General features: G+C 57.6%; 15 protein-coding genes and 1 tRNA gene. 8 read left to right on the top strand and 8 right to left on the bottom strand.

What is annotated here, in order from left to right:
- The first annotated feature begins 44 nt into the window (after nt 1–44).
- Both TG4357_RS08425 and TG4357_RS08420 read left to right on the top strand, forming a co-directional pair.
- Nucleotides 45–1265 (top strand): phenylacetate--CoA ligase family protein, encoded by a 1221-nt coding sequence (locus TG4357_RS08425; protein WP_058262448.1) that lies wholly within the window; start codon nt 45–47, stop codon nt 1263–1265.
- Nucleotides 1266–1295: 30 nt separating this feature from the next.
- Entirely contained in the window at nt 1296–2888 is a 1593-nt protein-coding gene (locus TG4357_RS08420) for a peptidoglycan-binding protein (RefSeq protein ID WP_058262447.1), read from the top strand.
- A gap of 1 nt (nt 2889) precedes the next feature.
- Here TG4357_RS08420 and TG4357_RS08415 read toward each other — a convergent pair whose 3' ends face one another.
- Nucleotides 2890–4731 carry a PHA/PHB synthase family protein gene (locus tag TG4357_RS08415; protein WP_074647243.1) on the bottom strand — a complete coding sequence of 614 codons (1842 nt, stop codon included), beginning with the start codon at nt 4729–4731 and terminating at the stop codon, nt 2890–2892.
- Between TG4357_RS08415 and TG4357_RS19680 the strand changes: the two genes are divergently transcribed.
- The gene (locus tag TG4357_RS19680; RefSeq protein ID WP_168370956.1) at nt 4661–4918 is read left to right on the top strand and encodes a hypothetical protein; all 258 of its coding nucleotides are present in this window, start codon (nt 4661–4663) and stop codon (nt 4916–4918) included. The genes TG4357_RS08415 and TG4357_RS19680 overlap by 71 nt on opposite strands.
- 39 nt (nt 4919–4957) lie before the next feature.
- Here the strand turns inward: TG4357_RS19680 and ykgO are convergent, their stop codons facing one another.
- Both ykgO and TG4357_RS08405 read right to left on the bottom strand, forming a co-directional pair.
- The gene (gene ykgO, locus TG4357_RS08410) at nt 4958–5083 is read right to left on the bottom strand and encodes a type B 50S ribosomal protein L36 (protein ID WP_012177066.1); all 126 of its coding nucleotides are present in this window, start codon (nt 5081–5083) and stop codon (nt 4958–4960) included.
- Nucleotides 5084–5154: 71 nt separating this feature from the next.
- Nucleotides 5155–5229, bottom strand: a tRNA-Val gene (locus TG4357_RS08405).
- Nucleotides 5230–5379: 150 nt separating this feature from the next.
- Here TG4357_RS08405 and TG4357_RS08400 point away from each other — a divergent pair.
- Complete coding sequence (locus tag TG4357_RS08400; RefSeq protein ID WP_058262675.1) at nt 5380–6240, top strand: N-formylglutamate amidohydrolase; 861 nt, start codon at nt 5380–5382, stop codon at nt 6238–6240.
- On the opposite strand, the gene TG4357_RS08395 is transcribed toward TG4357_RS08400, so the two are convergent.
- On the bottom strand, nt 6241–7494 hold the full coding sequence (locus TG4357_RS08395) for a DNA polymerase IV (protein WP_058262446.1): 1254 nt from the start codon (nt 7492–7494) through the stop codon (nt 6241–6243). It abuts the gene before it with no gap.
- A gap of 38 nt (nt 7495–7532) precedes the next feature.
- On the opposite strand from TG4357_RS08395, the gene TG4357_RS08390 reads away from it, so the two are divergent.
- The gene (locus TG4357_RS08390) at nt 7533–7964 is read left to right on the top strand and encodes an NUDIX hydrolase (protein WP_058262445.1); all 432 of its coding nucleotides are present in this window, start codon (nt 7533–7535) and stop codon (nt 7962–7964) included.
- A gap of 23 nt (nt 7965–7987) precedes the next feature.
- On the opposite strand, the gene pyrF is transcribed toward TG4357_RS08390, so the two are convergent.
- Together pyrF and TG4357_RS08380 are read right to left on the bottom strand one after the other, a co-directional pair.
- Nucleotides 7988–8704 (bottom strand): orotidine-5'-phosphate decarboxylase, encoded by a 717-nt coding sequence (gene pyrF, locus TG4357_RS08385; RefSeq protein ID WP_058262444.1) that lies wholly within the window; start codon nt 8702–8704, stop codon nt 7988–7990.
- Nucleotides 8705–8757: 53 nt separating this feature from the next.
- Nucleotides 8758–9018, bottom strand: coding sequence for a hypothetical protein (locus TG4357_RS08380; RefSeq protein WP_058262443.1), 261 nt, complete (start codon nt 9016–9018; stop codon nt 8758–8760).
- 217 nt (nt 9019–9235) lie between these two features.
- Here TG4357_RS08380 and clpB point away from each other — a divergent pair, with 217 nt between their 5' ends.
- Nucleotides 9236–11854, top strand: a complete 2619-nt coding sequence (clpB, locus tag TG4357_RS08375) for an ATP-dependent chaperone ClpB (protein ID WP_058262442.1) — start codon at nt 9236–9238, stop codon at nt 11852–11854.
- 61 nt (nt 11855–11915) lie between these two features.
- Here clpB and TG4357_RS19285 read toward each other — a convergent pair whose 3' ends face one another.
- Nucleotides 11916–12167, bottom strand: coding sequence for a hypothetical protein (locus tag TG4357_RS19285; RefSeq protein ID WP_139193698.1), 252 nt, complete (start codon nt 12165–12167; stop codon nt 11916–11918).
- Between the two features lie 206 nt (nt 12168–12373).
- On the bottom strand, nt 12374–12817 hold the full coding sequence (locus TG4357_RS08365) for a DUF302 domain-containing protein (protein WP_058262440.1): 444 nt from the start codon (nt 12815–12817) through the stop codon (nt 12374–12376).
- A 219-nt stretch (nt 12818–13036) separates the two neighbouring features.
- Between TG4357_RS08365 and msrP the strand changes: the two genes are divergently transcribed.
- A complete protein-coding gene (gene msrP, locus TG4357_RS08360) occupies nt 13037–13942 on the top strand; it encodes a protein-methionine-sulfoxide reductase catalytic subunit MsrP (RefSeq protein WP_058262439.1) in 906 nt (301 codons plus the stop codon).
- 7 nt (nt 13943–13949) lie between these two features.
- Nucleotides 13950–14558, top strand: coding sequence for a protein-methionine-sulfoxide reductase heme-binding subunit MsrQ (gene msrQ, locus TG4357_RS08355; RefSeq protein ID WP_058262438.1), 609 nt, complete (start codon nt 13950–13952; stop codon nt 14556–14558).
- The last annotated feature ends 734 nt before the right edge of the window (nt 14559–15292 follow it).

The raw sequence follows: 15292 nt of genomic DNA, 5'->3' as shown, positions 1-15292 counted from the left end.
TTGCACCGGATGAGAGGTCCGGGGCTGTTCCGGAGATATTGATTATGAGCCGTTTCTTTGACGATCTCGAAACCCGCAGCGCGGATGAACGTGCGGCTGCGCTGACCGTGGCGCTGCCGAAACAGATCGCGCGGGCGCAGGGATTGCCCGGCTATGGCGACGCTTTGAAGGGTTTCGATGCGGCAAAGATCAGATCGGTTGAAGATCTGGCGACCTTGCCGGTTTTGCGTAAATCCGATCTGAGCCGGGCACAGGAAGCGGATTACCCGTTTGGTGGGTTAACCACGAAACCTGCCAGCGGCTTTGCACATATCTTTCAATCTCCCGGTCCGATCTATGAACCGGGGGGGATCGAACACGATTGGTGGCGCATGGGGCGGTTTTTGAACGCTTGCGGCATCGGCAAGGGCGACATTGTACAGAACTGTTTCGGCTATCATCTGACTCCGGCAGGGATGATTTTCGAAAGTGGTGCCCGTGCGGTTGGCGCAGCCGTGCTGCCGGCCGGTACCGGCCAAACCGAATTGCAGGCGCGTGCGGCCCATGATGTGGGCGTAACGGCCTATAGCGGGACGCCGGATTACCTGAAGGTGATTCTTGACAAGGCCGAAGCGATGGGGCTTGCGCTCAAGATTACCAAGGCGGCGGTGGGCGGCGGTGCTTTGTTCCCGTCACTGAGGCAGGAATACGCGGATCGCGGTATTGCTTGTCTGCAAAGCTATGCCACCGCTGATCTGGGTAATATCGCTTATGAAACCGAAGCGATGGAAGGTATGATCGTCGATGAAAGCGTGGTGGTGGAAATCGTTCGCCCCGGCACCGGCGATCCGGTCGCACCCGGTGAAGTGGGCGAAGTGGTGGTGACCACCCTGAATCCCGATTATCCGCTGATTCGATTTGCCACCGGCGATCTGAGCGCGGTTTTGGCCGGGCAAAGCCCCTGTGGCCGCACCAATATGCGGATCAAGGGCTGGATGGGTCGCGCCGACCAGACCACCAAGATCAAGGGCATGTTCGTGCGCCCGGAACAAGTGGCGCAGTTGGTCGCCAAACATGCCGATATCGTCAAGGCCCGTGTCATCGCGGGCCGCGATGGCGAAATGGACACGATGACGGTTCAGATCGAAACCGAGGCGCAGTCGCCCGATGCCTATGCTGCGTCGGTGGTTGATGTGCTAAAGATGAAGGGCAAGATTCAGTTGGTTGCCCCCGGCGATCTGCCGAACGACGGAAAAGTGATCGAGGATCAGCGTTCGTACGATTAAGCTCGGGGCAGAACCTTAGGGAGGTCTGTCATGCGCTTTAAAATACGTCTTGCTGGTCTTGTTGCCGCGACCTTGGTGTGGGGAGGCGGGGCACTGGCTGCGGACTATGCCCTGATCCTGTCGAACAAATCCTATGATTCCGCCACTGCGGAGCCGGAATCGGCATCTTATGACGAATGGGCCAATATGCTGAGAGGGGCCGGGTTTCAGGTCTTTGGCGGGCAGGATTGGAAAACCGAGACGATGATCCGTTCGATCGAGTCGTTTCGGCAGACGCTGAGCGATGGTGATGTGGACCGCATTGTCGTGCTTCTGTCCGGGCGTGTGGTGGCGTCGTTCAACGACAGTTGGCTGTTGGGGCGCGAATATCGTGGGTTGTCGAACCTGAATGCCGGGCGTTACGGGGTGTCTCTGGCTGAAATTGACCGGCTGCTTGGGACCTTTCAGGGGCATGGGGTATTGGTGGTTGCACCGTCCTGGAGCAGCCGTGAAGGGGCCGGGCCGGGATTGCGGGTCGGGGCCAGAAAATTATCCGCCTCCCAGGGTGTTGCGGTGCTGACCGGGCCGACCGAAGCGATCAAACCGGTGATCCGGGATATGCTTCTGGCGGCGCGGCAGCCGCTGGGTCAGATCGCGCGCAGCCTGCCGGACGGTGTGGCGCTTAGGGGCTATCTGCCCAACGATATTGCGCTTGGCAGGGGCGGCAGTGATCCGGTCGATCAAGGCGATACGGCTTATTGGAGCGCGGTGCGCGATATCGATAGCCCCGAAGCATATCGGGCCTATCTCAACCGATTTCCGAAAGGACTGTTCGCCACTGAGGCGCAAAGATTGATCAATTCGGTGGAAGACGAACCGCGGCGTCAGGCCGAAGCCGTAGAAGGCGCTTTGGGGTTGAGCCGCGCCGCGCGGCAGCAGTTGCAGCGGGACCTGACAATTCTTGGGTTCAATACCGGCGGTGCCGACGGTATCTTCGGCAGGGCGACACGGGCCGCGATTTCGCGGTATCAAACAAGCCGGGGTCATGCCGAAACGTCCTATCTGACCGCGCCACAACTGGCGCAGATTCAGCGCGAAGCGGCACAAGTCAGGACAGATCAGGAACGTCAGGATCGCGCGTATTGGGATCAGACCGGCGCATTGGGGTCCGTTGAAGGGCTTCGCGCTTATCTCGATCGCTTTCCCGATGGGGTTTATGCCCAAACGGCGCGGCGAAAACTGGACGAAATGGACAGCAACCGGACCGAGACCGCCGCGTGGAACAGCGCTATGCAGCAAAACACCATTGCCGCGTATCGCGGCTTTGTTCAATCTTTTCCCAACAGCCGCCATGTCGCAGAGGCAAGGGACCGTATTGCCCAATTGGAACGGCGCAACGCCGATCTTGCTGCGATAGAAAAGGCCAAGGCCGAGGAGCGCACGATCGCGGGCAACCCGGTTTCACGACTGATGGTGGAGCAGGCCTTGTCGCAGACCGGGTTTGATCCCGGTCCGGTGGATGGGAATTTCGACGACCGGACGCGCACGGCGTTGAAAGGGTTCCAGCAGGCCACCGGACTGGCGGTGACCGGTTATGTGTCGCAACAAACAATGGTGCGGTTGACCAGGGAAATGTCGCGCTAGGCTATTTCTGGAACACATAAGTACCGGGGGCCGGGACCAGTGGCGGAAGGCCCTTGTCCGGGGCCCCCATTGAGGGAGGGTCGACCAGTTCGGCACCGGATTGGGCTTTTTGCAGCCAGTCATTCCATTCCAGCCACCATGACCCATCTTTGGGATCATGCGCGGCGACCCAGCTGTCGGGATCGCTGTAAAGCGCGTCGGCGGGACGGAATCCGATGCGATAATGCCGCCCCTTATGGCCCGGTTCGCTGAGAATGCCGCCGTTATGGCCGCCCTTGGTCAAAACGAAAGTCAGGTCCCCATCGGTGAAAAGTTTGGTCTTATATACCGACCGCCAGGGCGCGATGTGGTCTTTTTCGGTGGCGAGGACAAAGAGCGGAGCCTTGATATCCTTTAGCGCGATCACCTTACCGTCGACCGCGAAGCGGCCCGCAGAAAGCCGGTTTTCCAGAAACAGCCCGCGCAGGTATTGCGAATGCATCTTGTAGGGCATCCGGGTTGCGTCCTGATTCCAGACTGAAATATCGGCCTGTTTTTCGTCGATCCCCATCAAGTACCGCCGTACCGCGCGGGTCCAGATCAGGTCTTCGGCCCGGAGCGCCTGAAAGGCACCGCTCATCTGTTTGTTATCCAGATAACCCTGTGCCCACATCATGGCTTCGAGGTAACTCAATTCGCTTTCATCCAGAAACAGCATCAATTCACCGGCTTCGGTGAAATCTGTCTGCGCCGCCAGAAGCGTGATCGAGGCCAGTCGGTCATCGCCGTCCCGCGCCATGGTCGCAGCGGCAATCGACAGGATGGTACCGCCAAGGCAATAGCCGCAGGCGTGGATTTTCTGATCCGGCACGATGTCAGAAATCGCGTCGATTGCGGCCATCACCCCGTTCTGGCGATAATCATCCATCGACAGGTCGCTTTGTTCCGCGGTCGGGTTGACCCAAGAAATCGCGAACACGGTAAAGCCCTGCGTTACCAAGTTCCGGATCAGCGAATTATGCTGGCTGAGATCAAGGATGTAATATTTCATAATCCAGGCCGGCACGATCAGGATCGGTTCGGCATGAACCTTGTCGGTTTGCGGGCTGTACTGGATCAGTTCGAACAGGGTATTGCGATACACCACTTCGCCCGGCGTTGCTGCCAAAGCTTCGCCGACACGGAATTCGTCAGGCACTTCAACGGGATCGTCAGTGATGTATTGCTGAATATCCTCAGCCAGATTTTTTAACCCTTCAACAAAGGAATCGCCTTTGGTTTCGCGCGCCTTCTTAATGATTTCAGGGTTCAGCATCGGCAGGTTGGACGGTGATGCAGCATCCAGCATCTGCCGGATCATGAAGGCGGCGCGATCGGTGTTCTTCTTTTGCGCACCGGGCAGGTCATTGGTGGCGTGATCCCACCAATCCTGAATCGACAGGAAACTTTGCTGCAGCATTGAAAACGGTGGCTTGGCCCAATCTGGATCGGTGAAGCGATGATCGGTGGGTTTTGGTTTGAAAGGTGGCTTTGGATCCTGGCTGAATTGATCGGCGGCGAAGGACGCAAGTTTGAACATGTTTTTCTGCGCATGATCCAGCAGTTCCAGTTGCCGCCCCGGCGCGGTGACCAGATGCGCGGCCCAGTCGACCCATGCTTCTGACGCTGCATAGGGGGACATGCCGGAGGTCAGTTTCGACATCGCTGCGCGTATTGACCGGTCCAGTGCATCATTTGGATGATGAATTTGAGGAGGATGTACAGGGTTGTGGGACTGCTGCGGATTGGACCCAATGGCGGATGGCTTGGGGGCCTCGGGATCGGGCAGTTTCACGACATTCGGTTTTGCAGTAGGCGCGGTCATTGCGGATCCCTTTTCACATTTCCTGACCTATCCATGCGATGATTCGGATGAACAGTTCATGACGCAGATCAGAGATATAGGTGCTCGCGGCGTTTTCTTACAGGATCGCATCGAAAATCGGGGTTATTGCGCTACCGGGCGTGTGATGGACGTTCGCAGGGTGCAGGCAGCAGAAAAACCGCTCTGATGCTCAGAGCGGTTTTTCAAAAAGTCTTGTAAGCTGTACTCAGCCCTGACGGGCTTTGAAGCGTCGCTGAGTCTTGTTGATGACGTAAACGCGGCCTTTGCGGCGCACGACACGGCAGTCGCGGTGACGCTGCTTCAGCGAGCGGAGCGAGTTCTTGACCTTCATGGCCTATCTCCTTCATTCGCGGCGCGCCTTTGCGCCTGGGTTGCGGGTCGCTTCATGTGAAGCGAAGTAAATGGTGGGCGATACAAGGATCGAACTTGTGACCCCTTCGATGTCAACGAAGTGCTCTACCGCTGAGCTAATCGCCCGTATTTGTCCAGTTTGGCCCCGAGCCCCAAAGAAAGGGGCGCGGAATTCCGCGCCGGTTCGGACCCTATAAAAGGAGTCGGCGGGGGGATCAAGGGCTTTTGGCGACAAGAATATTCAGGCTAAGGTATTTTCCAAATATGGAGTCTCCGTTGCCCAAGGTCGCGTTCGAGTTAATACACCCCGAAACACGCAATACCAGCGTGGTTTTCGCATCTCCGCATAGTGGCCGGGATTATCCCGCGTCGTTTTTACGACGCACAGTTTTGAATGAGTATTCGATTCGCAGTTCGGAAGATGCCTTTGTAGACAGGCTTTTCGATTGCGCCCCGCGTTTCGGGGCCCCGCTGTTGCTGGCGGGGGCGCCGCGCGCCTTTATCGATCTTAACCGCAGCGCCGACGAATTGGACCCGGCGCTGATCGAAGGGGTGCGCAGTGGCGGGCATAATCCGCGAATCGCTTCGGGTCTTGGCATTATCCCGCGCGTGGTCGCCAATGGCCGCGCGATTTATAACGGCAAGATCCCCCGGGAAGAGGCCGACAGACGGATCAGCATCTATTGGTTACCGTATCACACCGCGTTGCAGAAGTTGCTGAGCGATTCGTACACCCGTTTTGGTGAAGCGATTCTGATCGATTGCCATTCGATGCCACATGAGGCGGTTGATAGCGTGGTGCGTCCGGGCGTCCCCCGACCCGATATCGTTTTGGGGGATCGGTTTGGCGCGGCCGCCGGGGCCGATATCGTCGAGCAAATTGAAACTGCTTTTCTGGAAGCCGGGTTTCGGGTGTCGCGCAATGCCCCTTTTGCCGGGGCTTATACGGCGCAGCATTACGGGCGCCCGTCGCGGCGCCAACATGCAATTCAGATCGAAATCGACCGGTCGCTATATATGAACGAACAGATGATCCGGCCGAACAACAATTTCAACGCGTTCCGCACCGTGCTGCGCGATATCATCGCGCGGATAGCGGATATCGGGGCAAGGGAAGCAAAGCTGGCAGCGGAGTGATCAGCGCAGTGATCTGCCTTTCTTGATCATGTCCTTGCCGAACCGTTCACGGATCGCATCGGTGGCGCGTTCGGCCTTGCTGCGCTTGCCTGCTTCGGGGTCCAGCAGGTCACCGGCCAGCCCGGCCTGATCTTCGGGGCACAGTTCGGACAATCCGACACCGATCAGTCGATAGGGGCCGGTTCCGGGGATCTGATCGAAAAGCGACCGTGCATTGCGGTAAATCGTGTCGGCCAACTGGGTCGCATCATAGAGCTTGTGTCGGCGCGTCAGGGATTTGAAATCGGATCGCTTGAGCTTCAGGGTGACGACACGGCCCGCCAGTCCCTTGGCCTTGGCGCGGTCGGCGACTTTTTCCGCCATCCGCCACAGGTGGCCGTCCAAAATGTCGGGAGCGCTGGTGTCTTCGAAAAAGGTCGTTTCATTGGAAATCGATTTCATCGGTTCATGTGCCGTAACCCGGCGCCGATCTTGGCCTCGGGCCAGATGCCACAATCGATCCCCCATCGATCCAAAGCGCATATTCAAGTCGTCCCGATCCCATCGCAAGAGGTCGGTGAAGGTGCGAATCCCGGCCTTGTCCAGCGCGGTCTGGGTGGCCTGACCGACGCCCCAGATCATCCGAACCGGTTTGTCGCGCAAAAAATCCGCTGTCTCGGCCTTGCCGATCACTGAAAACCCGCGCGGCTTTTGCAGGTCTGACGCGACCTTGGCGAGGAATTTGTTATGGCTGAGCCCGATCGACCCGGTCACGCCCAATTCGTCCTTCATCCGTTTGACCAACTGCGCCAGCATCACTGCGGGCGGTGCGTGATGCAGCCGACTTGTCCCCGACAGATCCATGAACGCTTCGTCCAGAGACAGCGGCTGCACATCCGGTGTTAGGTCCTGCATCATCTGCCGGATATCGCGCGAGACTTCGGCATAGACCTGCATGCGGGGTTGGATCACCACCGCGTCGGGGCAAAGCTTCAGCGCCTGAAACATCGGCATCGCCGAATGCACGCCGCGAATCCGGGCGACATAGCAGGCGGTCGACACCACGCCGCGCCGCCCGCCGCCTATGATCACGGGTTTGTCAGCCAGTTCGGGATTGTCGCGCTTTTCAACCGAGGCATAGAATGCATCACAGTCCATGTGGGCAATCGATAATGAAAACAGTTCAGGATGTTGCACGAGTCTGGGGCTGCCGCAGGAAGGGCAGCGCGGGCCAGTGTCAAAATCTGTCATGCAATCTCGACAAAGCGATGGCATAGAAACGGCGTTTCCTTTGAGCAGGCAAGGATAGGTATATGGGTATTCAGAGTAACGTTACAGCATTCGCCGGCGCCAAGTTGATGCTTTTTGTGGGCGAGCAGTTGGCGGTAATCTTGCGGGATGATTTTTCCCATATCCCTTGGCCGGATTACTGGGATTTTCCGGGGGGCGAACGCGATCCTGGCGAAACACCCGAACAATGCGTGATCCGCGAAACCGAAGAGGAATTGTCGATCCGTCTGGTTCCCGGCGATTTGGTGTGGAAGCAGATTTTCCCGCGTGACGATCAATTGCCGGTATGGTTCTACGCGGCGCATTTACCAGCGGCGCGGATGGACGATATCAAGCTGGGCGATGAAGGGCAGCGTTGGCAGATGATGCAGGCCGAAACTTATCTTGCGCACCCCAAGGCAATCCCGCATTTCGCCGAACGGCTGCGGATTTATCTGCGCGACCGTGAAGGATAAAGAACCGCCGGCGCTGCGGCTGTTCAGTGATTGGGCGATTTGGCCTGCGGGCTGTTCATTTCGGTCAGGATCGCTTCGGCTGCCGCGCGCGGATTTTTTGCCTGCCAGACGGGGCGACCGACCACGATGTGATCGACGCCATCGGCCACCGCCTGAGCCGGTGTGGCAATGCGTTTCTGATCGCCCAAGGCGGCCCCGGCCGGGCGCACACCGGGGGTGACGATCAGACGGCCAGAAGCCTGCGGCAAGGCACGGATCAGGGCGGCTTCCTGCGGTGAAGCGATAATGCCGTCGGCACCGGCTTCGAAAGCGCGGGCGGCGCGTTCGACCACCAGATCGGCCATTGTGCCGGGTTTGATCAGGCTGGCGTCCAGATCATCGCGATCCAGCGAAGTCAGGATCGTCACCGCAAGTATTTTCAGATCCTTGCCTGCTGCGCCTTCCTTGGCGGCGCGGACCACATGCGGATCGCCATGCACGGTCAGGAAATCAATATCGAATTGCGCCAGCCCGCGCACTGCGCTTTCCACCGTGGCACCGATATCGAACAGTTTCATGTCCAGAAAGATGCGTTTGCCGTGATCCTGTTTCAACTCATTGGCCAGCGCCAGCCCACCGCCGGTGAGCATTCCAAGGCCGATTTTGTAGAAGGATACGGCATCGCCCAGCTGTTCAGCCAGGTTCAGACCTTCGAGGGCGTTGGGAACATCGAGGGCTACGATCAGACGATCATCGGACATGAGAAGGGTGCTCCTGCAAGGTTGCGCCCTTTTCGCGGGATATCGCCAAGTCGTCAAGCAGCGGCGGGTTCGGCGGCCAGAATTCCAGGGGCAAAGGACAAGGTTCGGCGGCCATTCCGGTATTCCGGCATCCGGCCCAGCTGACGCAACGCTTCGGAAATCAATGCGCGGTGGCAACTGGTCGGGGTTACGTCGGTCACCGCGCAGTGCATTTGCACATGGCCCATGTCAGAGTCGAATGACACGAAACCGGACGCTTGGCCCGATTCTGAATTTCCCTGCATCTGCGAAACTTCGATCTGAGTAATATACATAAATACGCCCTGCACTGGTTCTTTGAAACTAACGATCATGGTGTTAAATTTGGGTTATACTTAAAGTACGATTGAACCAGCTGTTTTTACAGATGTGCTGAGGGAGGGGTCTTGAACTATCCTTTCGGAGTTCCCACCTCACTTTTGAGGCCCGAACATAGGGCGTGCCGCGAAGCGGGCGCTACGCAGATAGGGTGCTTTTGAAAAGGAGAATACGATGGACTTGAACAAGTTCACCGAGCGGTCGCGCGGTTTCATTCAGGCGGCTCAGACCATCGCGATGCGGGAAAATCACCAGCGCTTGGTGCCCGAACATATACTCAAAGCATTAATGGATGACGATCAGGGGCTGGCGGCCAATCTGATTACACGCGCGGGCGGGTCGTCCGAACGCGTCATTGAGGCAGTGGATGCTGCTGTAGCCAAACAGCCGAAAGTGTCTGGGGATGCCGGTCAGGTCTATATGGACAACGCAACCGCGCGGGTTCTGGACGAAGCCGAAAAGATAGCCAAGAAAGCAGGCGATAGTTTCGTGCCGGTGGAACGGATGTTGATGGCGCTGGCGCTGGTCAAATCCAAGGCCAAGGACGCGCTGGATGCCGGTGCGGTGACGCCACAGAAATTGAACGGGGCGATCAACGATATCCGTAAGGGTCGCACTGCCGATAGCGCGTCTGCCGAAGAAGGCTATGACGCGCTGAAGAAATATGCCCGCGACCTGACCGAGGCCGCAGAACAGGGCAAGATCGACCCGATCATCGGTCGGGACGAAGAAATCCGCCGTTCGATGCAGGTGCTGAGCCGCCGGACCAAGAACAACCCGGTGCTGATCGGGGAACCCGGCGTGGGTAAGACCGCGATTGCCGAAGGCTTGGCGTTGCGCATCATCAATGGTGACGTGCCCGAAAGCCTGAAGAACAAGAAGCTTCTGGCGCTGGACATGGGATCATTGATCGCAGGCGCGAAATACCGTGGTGAATTCGAGGAACGTCTGAAAGCGATCCTGAAGGAAATCGAAGCGGCTGCGGGCGAAATTATCCTGTTCATCGATGAAATGCACACTCTGGTCGGTGCCGGTAAGGCGGATGGCGCAATGGATGCGGCCAACCTGATCAAGCCTGCCCTGGCGCGGGGGGAATTGCATTGTATCGGTGCCACCACGCTGGATGAATACCGCAAATATGTGGAAAAGGACGCAGCCCTTGCACGGCGGTTCCAACCCATCGTGGTAGAAGAACCGACCGTCGAGGATACGATTTCAATCCTGCGCGGTATCAAGGAAAAATACGAGCTGCATCACGGCGTGCGCATTTCGGATGCGGCATTGGTTTCGGCGGCGACCCTGTCACACCGCTATATCACCGACCGGTTCCTGCCGGACAAGGCGATCGACCTGGTTGACGAGGCCGCCAGCCGGTTGCGGATGGAGGTGGATTCCAAGCCCGAGGAACTGGACCAACTGGATCGTCAGATCCTGCAGATGCAGATCGAGGTCGAGGCGCTGAAGTTGGAAGAGGATGCAGCGTCCAAAGACCGGTTGGAAAATCTGGAAAAGGAACTGTCGGATCTGCAACAGCAGAGCGCCGAGATGACCGCGAAATGGCAGGCTGAACGCGATAAGCTGGCTGGTGCGCGTGATATCAAGGAACAGTTGGACCATGCCCGTGCCGAATTGGAAATCGCTAAGCGCGAAGGCAATCTGGCCAAGGCCGGGGAGCTGTCCTATGGCGTCATTCCGGGGCTGGAAAAGCAGCTGATCGATGCCGAAGCGCAGGAAGATCAGGGCATGATGGTCGAAGAGGCCGTCCGCCCCGAACAGATTGCTGCTGTGGTCGAACGCTGGACCGGGATCCCGACGGCCAGGATGCTGGAAGGCGAACGCGAGAAACTGCTGCGGATGGAAGACGATTTGCACCGTCGTGTGATCGGTCAGAATCTGGCGGTCAAAGCGGTGTCGAATGCGGTCCGCCGGGCGCGCGCCGGGCTGAACGATGAAAATCGTCCGCTGGGATCGTTCCTGTTCCTGGGGCCGACCGGCGTCGGTAAGACCGAGTTGACCAAAGCGGTGGCCAATTTCCTGTTTGACGACGACAATGCGATGGTGCGTATCGACATGTCGGAATTTATGGAAAAGCACAGCGTAGCACGTCTGATCGGTGCGCCTCCGGGCTATGTCGGGTATGACGAAGGTGGGGTTCTGACCGAAGCGGTGCGGCGCCGGCCTTATCAGGTGGTGCTGTTCGACGAGGTCGAAAAAGCCCACCCGGACGTGTTCAACGTGCTGTTGCAGGTGCTGGATGATGGTGTGCTGACCGATGGTCAGGGCCGCACCGTTGATTTCAAGCAAACGCTGATCGTGCTGACCTCGAACCTGGGGGCGCAGGCGCTGAGCCAATTGCCCGATGGGGCTGATGCCGCAGATGCCAAGCGCGACGTGATGGATGCGGTGCGGGCCCATTTCCGCCCCGAATTCCTGAACCGTCTGGACGAAACCATCATCTTCGACCGGTTGGGCCGGGCCGATATGGATGGCATCGTCGAAATTCAGCTCAAGCGTCTGGCCAAACGTCTGGTGGATCGCAAGATCACGCTGGAACTGGATGACGTCGCCAAGAAGTGGCTTGCCGATGAAGGTTATGATCCGGTCTTTGGCGCGCGTCCGCTGAAGCGGGTGATCCAGCGCGCCCTGCAGGATCCGTTGGCGGAATTGCTGCTGGCCGGGGATGTGAAAGATGGTGACAGGTTGGTGGTGTCCGCCGGGGCCGATGGGTTGATCATCGGCGACCGGATCGGGTCTTCGAACCGGCAACCGCCCGAAGATGCAGTGGTGCACTAAAACCGGTGACTAGAGAAAAGCCCGCCCTTAACCGGGCGGGCTTTTGCGTGTCTGGATCGGATCAGGCGAAGCAGAAGTCATCCGCCGCGATGTTACTGGCCAGCGTATCCAGTCGCGTCACCATATAGGTGCTGCTGACGGTGAGGACGGTATGCGCCCTTTCTTGGGCAATCGTCACCGGACCCACCCAGAATCTGATCCGCGTCACTATCGCCGAAATAGGTGTCGTTGCCATCCAGAAGGTCAATATAATCTGGGCAATCGCACTCGATAGTGAAACGTCAGCAGTGGTTCCTTGTGTGAATTCGGTCATGAAATTGCCCGCCCCTAACCCGAATGCAGGCCCGGATAAGCAATCAAAACCGGGCCGGAAAAGAATCGGGTAAGGTTCGCGCCGCGGCCAAGTTGCGCCAAAGTTTATGTCCCAAAAGGGATAAAAACCGAAACAGCCCCCGCTGATTGAGCGGGGGCTGTTTCGATTTTCAAGCAATGGCGAAATCGCCGGACGATTGTGCAAGTTTAATCCATACCGATCGCCGCGCGGGTAATCGTATCTACCAATGCTTGCACTTCTTGCATCGGACCATCGGGGAATTCCCGGTAGCCGATGGTTGTCTTGCCGGTATCGGGCTGTACGGCCACGAAAATGTCGTAAGGGCAGAACCGGATATTCATCGGATCGGCCTCCATCACCTTGCGCGACAGATTGGCGGAACAAAAGCTGTAGACATCCGCATGGGTGAAAATCGTCACGTTCGATCCAACATCAGCCCGGGTGCGTTCCAGCATTTCCCCGACATGGCTGACAGCATCGATAACCAGCCCCTGATCCAGAATTGCGTTTTCCAATCCGAACACGACGTCTTCGAAACTGTCTTCTGTGGAATAGCTGACCATTCCGTCAGCGAAAGCGGTGGTGGCTGCTGCTGCGGCAAGAGCCGCGGCAAGGATAAACGGTTTCATATGGAATCCTCCTCCGTATCGGCCGCGGCGCGACCGCATAATCCTTTAAGAACTTAACCAATATTGCCACTATTGCTTTGACTCAGGTCAAACATATTTGCAGCTTTGCATATGGAATTTATTTGTTTCATCCCCGGCACGTGATTGTGAGCCGATGTGGTTTGGCCCGTTGGGGGCAGCGCGTTAGCTTGACCGCAACCGCAACAAAAGGATGTCCCGATGGCTGGCCGCTGGAAAAACACACTGACCGACAATGATGTCACATCCGAAACGACCTATTTGAACCGACGCCAGATCATGGCTGGGATGGCTGGGATGGCCGGGATCGGTCTGACCGGGCTGGGCAGTCAGGCTGCGGCCGAGACGCTGACGCCGAATAGCTGGGAAGAGGTGACCAGCTACAACAATTTCTACGAATTCGGCACCGGCAAGGATGACCCGGCCCGCCATGCCGGTCAGCTGACCACTGCACCCTGGACGGTCAAGATTGACGGCATGGTCGACCGGCCCGGTGCTTATGATTTCGACGACATTCTGAAGACGATGACGGTAGAAGAACGCATCTATCGGTTCCGCTGTGTTGAAGCCTGGTCGATGGTGATTCCGTGGAACGGGTTCGAATTGGCCGATCTGCTGGCTCTTGCCGGGGTTCAGAACAGCGCAAAATATGTTGCCTTCGAAACGCTGATGCGGCCCGAAGAAATGCCGGGGCAGCGAGTGCCGGTGCTGGACTGGCCCTATGTTGAAGGATTGCGCCTTGATGAGGCGATGCATCCGCTGACCCTCATGGCGACCGGGATCTATGGTAAGGATCTGCCCAATCAGAACGGCGCACCGCTGCGGTTGGTGGTGCCATGGAAATACGGGTTCAAGTCGATCAAATCGGTGGTCCGCATCACCCTGACAGACAAACAGCCGCCGACCAGTTGGAACAAGGCCAATGCCCGCGAATACGGGTTCTACAGCAATGTGAACCCTGAGGTGGATCATCCGCGCTGGTCGCAAGGGTCCGAGCGCAAGATCGGGGGCGGGTTGTTTACCAAGCGGGTGCCGACGCCGATGTTCAACGGCTATGACGAGGTCGCGTCGCTGTATCGTGGCATGAACCTCAAGACCCATTTCTGATCTGGCCATGTATCAGATGACCGACCTGATCAATCGAACGGCCCGCAAACTGCCGACATGGGTCATCTATGTGATTGGCCTTGTGCCGATCGCCTATCTGTTCTGGCAAGGCTGGAACGGCGCGCTCGGCGTTGATCCGGTCAAGGCGCTGGAACATGCCTATGGGGAATGGGCGCTGAAGCTGTTGATCGCCGGTTTGGCGATCACGCCGTTGCGGCGCTATGCAGGGGTGAACCTGCTGAAATTCCGCCGGACGCTGGGAGTACTGGCCTTCAGCTATGTCGTGGCGCATCTGCTGATCTGGGCGCTGCTGGATGTGCAGACACTGGCACGGGTCTGGGCCGATATCGTCAAACGTCCTTATATCACCATCGGCATGGCCGCTTTTGTCCTGATGCTGCCATTGGCGCTGACATCGACCAACGCCGCGATCCGCCGGTTGGGGCAGACATGGCGCAAACTGCATCGCCTGACCTATGCGGTGGCTTTGCTGGGGGCGGCGCATTTCATCATGGTGGTGAAAGGAGTCCCGGTAGAGCCGCTGATCTATCTGGGCGTGGTGGTCGTCTTGCTGACCCTTCGGTTGAAATACCGTCATCGGGTCCGACTGGCATAGTCCGGGCATTGGGCGGCTGTCGGCGATTCTTGCGCGATGACATGCGGCCCATCGGTTCTGAGTCTGCTCTGAATTTTTGAGTCTCGCTGCGTTTGGTGGGTAAGTCTGTGGATAACCCAAGATATAGTTGGCGCAAACGCTGCAAAGCGGCATTCCTGTCGGTCTCAGGCGTTCGTTTCTAGAACTGTTGTGATGTAAGTAATTGACTTTATTATATTTCACATAAAGTTCAAAAAACACACACATTAGATGAAAAAAGGGGTTGCGGGTCTCCCGGTATAACCTTAGAACCCCCTTCACCGGCGGCGCTGAGGCGCGGTTGGGACGCGGGACGGAACGACGGGGCGGTGCTCTTGAGGGAAGCGAAGCGGCACATTATTGAGGTTTATGAAGCGGGCGGCGCTAGTTAGTATTTAGCGCAGTCGGTTGATTTTGTCTCTGGACTTTCGGGTCCGCGCTCTTTGACAATTTGGTATCTGAAGAGATATGTGGGCGGTTTGGTTCATTCGATGAACAAACAACTGCACATATCAACTACCTAGGATTTCGGTCCGATGATGGATAGTCAGCTTCACTGTTTGTACGGCTTTCGGTTTCTGATGAAACCCGAAGCACAACAAACAGAGACAATTCCCGATCTTAGCCGATCGGGAAGTGATGTGCAGAGGTTCGAACGTCAAGGATAAGCATGTAAGTGCTTTTCAACTTGAGAGTTTGATCCTGGCTCAGAACGA

Origin of the sequence: Thalassovita gelatinovora (assembly GCF_001458355.1) — a bacterium.
GTDB lineage: Bacteria > Pseudomonadota > Alphaproteobacteria > Rhodobacterales > Rhodobacteraceae > Thalassobius > Thalassobius gelatinovorus.
The sequence above is the reverse complement of the archived record's forward strand: the minus strand, read 5'-3'. Positions and strand labels throughout refer to the sequence as shown.

Coding starts and splice junctions, on each gene's coding strand:
- TG4357_RS08415 (WP_074647243.1), bottom strand. CDS start 4,731: ATGACCGCGCCTACTGCAAAACCGAATGTCGTGAAACTGCCCGATCCC.
- TG4357_RS19680 (WP_168370956.1), top strand. CDS start 4,661: ATGGCGGATGGCTTGGGGGCCTCGGGATCGGGCAGTTTCACGACATTC.
- TG4357_RS08395 (WP_058262446.1), bottom strand. CDS start 7,494: ATGCCATCGCTTTGTCGAGATTGCATGACAGATTTTGACACTGGCCCG.
- TG4357_RS08425 (WP_058262448.1), top strand. CDS start 45: ATGAGCCGTTTCTTTGACGATCTCGAAACCCGCAGCGCGGATGAACGT.
- TG4357_RS08380 (WP_058262443.1), bottom strand. CDS start 9,018: ATGTATATTACTCAGATCGAAGTTTCGCAGATGCAGGGAAATTCAGAA.
- TG4357_RS19285 (WP_139193698.1), bottom strand. CDS start 12,167: ATGACCGAATTCACACAAGGAACCACTGCTGACGTTTCACTATCGAGT.
- TG4357_RS08420 (WP_058262447.1), top strand. CDS start 1,296: ATGCGCTTTAAAATACGTCTTGCTGGTCTTGTTGCCGCGACCTTGGTG.
- clpB (WP_058262442.1), top strand. CDS start 9,236: ATGGACTTGAACAAGTTCACCGAGCGGTCGCGCGGTTTCATTCAGGCG.
- TG4357_RS08365 (WP_058262440.1), bottom strand. CDS start 12,817: ATGAAACCGTTTATCCTTGCCGCGGCTCTTGCCGCAGCAGCAGCCACC.
- pyrF (WP_058262444.1), bottom strand. CDS start 8,704: ATGTCCGATGATCGTCTGATCGTAGCCCTCGATGTTCCCAACGCCCTC.
- msrQ (WP_058262438.1), top strand. CDS start 13,950: ATGTATCAGATGACCGACCTGATCAATCGAACGGCCCGCAAACTGCCG.
- TG4357_RS08390 (WP_058262445.1), top strand. CDS start 7,533: ATGGGTATTCAGAGTAACGTTACAGCATTCGCCGGCGCCAAGTTGATG.
- msrP (WP_058262439.1), top strand. CDS start 13,037: ATGGCTGGCCGCTGGAAAAACACACTGACCGACAATGATGTCACATCC.
- ykgO (WP_012177066.1), bottom strand. CDS start 5,083: ATGAAGGTCAAGAACTCGCTCCGCTCGCTGAAGCAGCGTCACCGCGAC.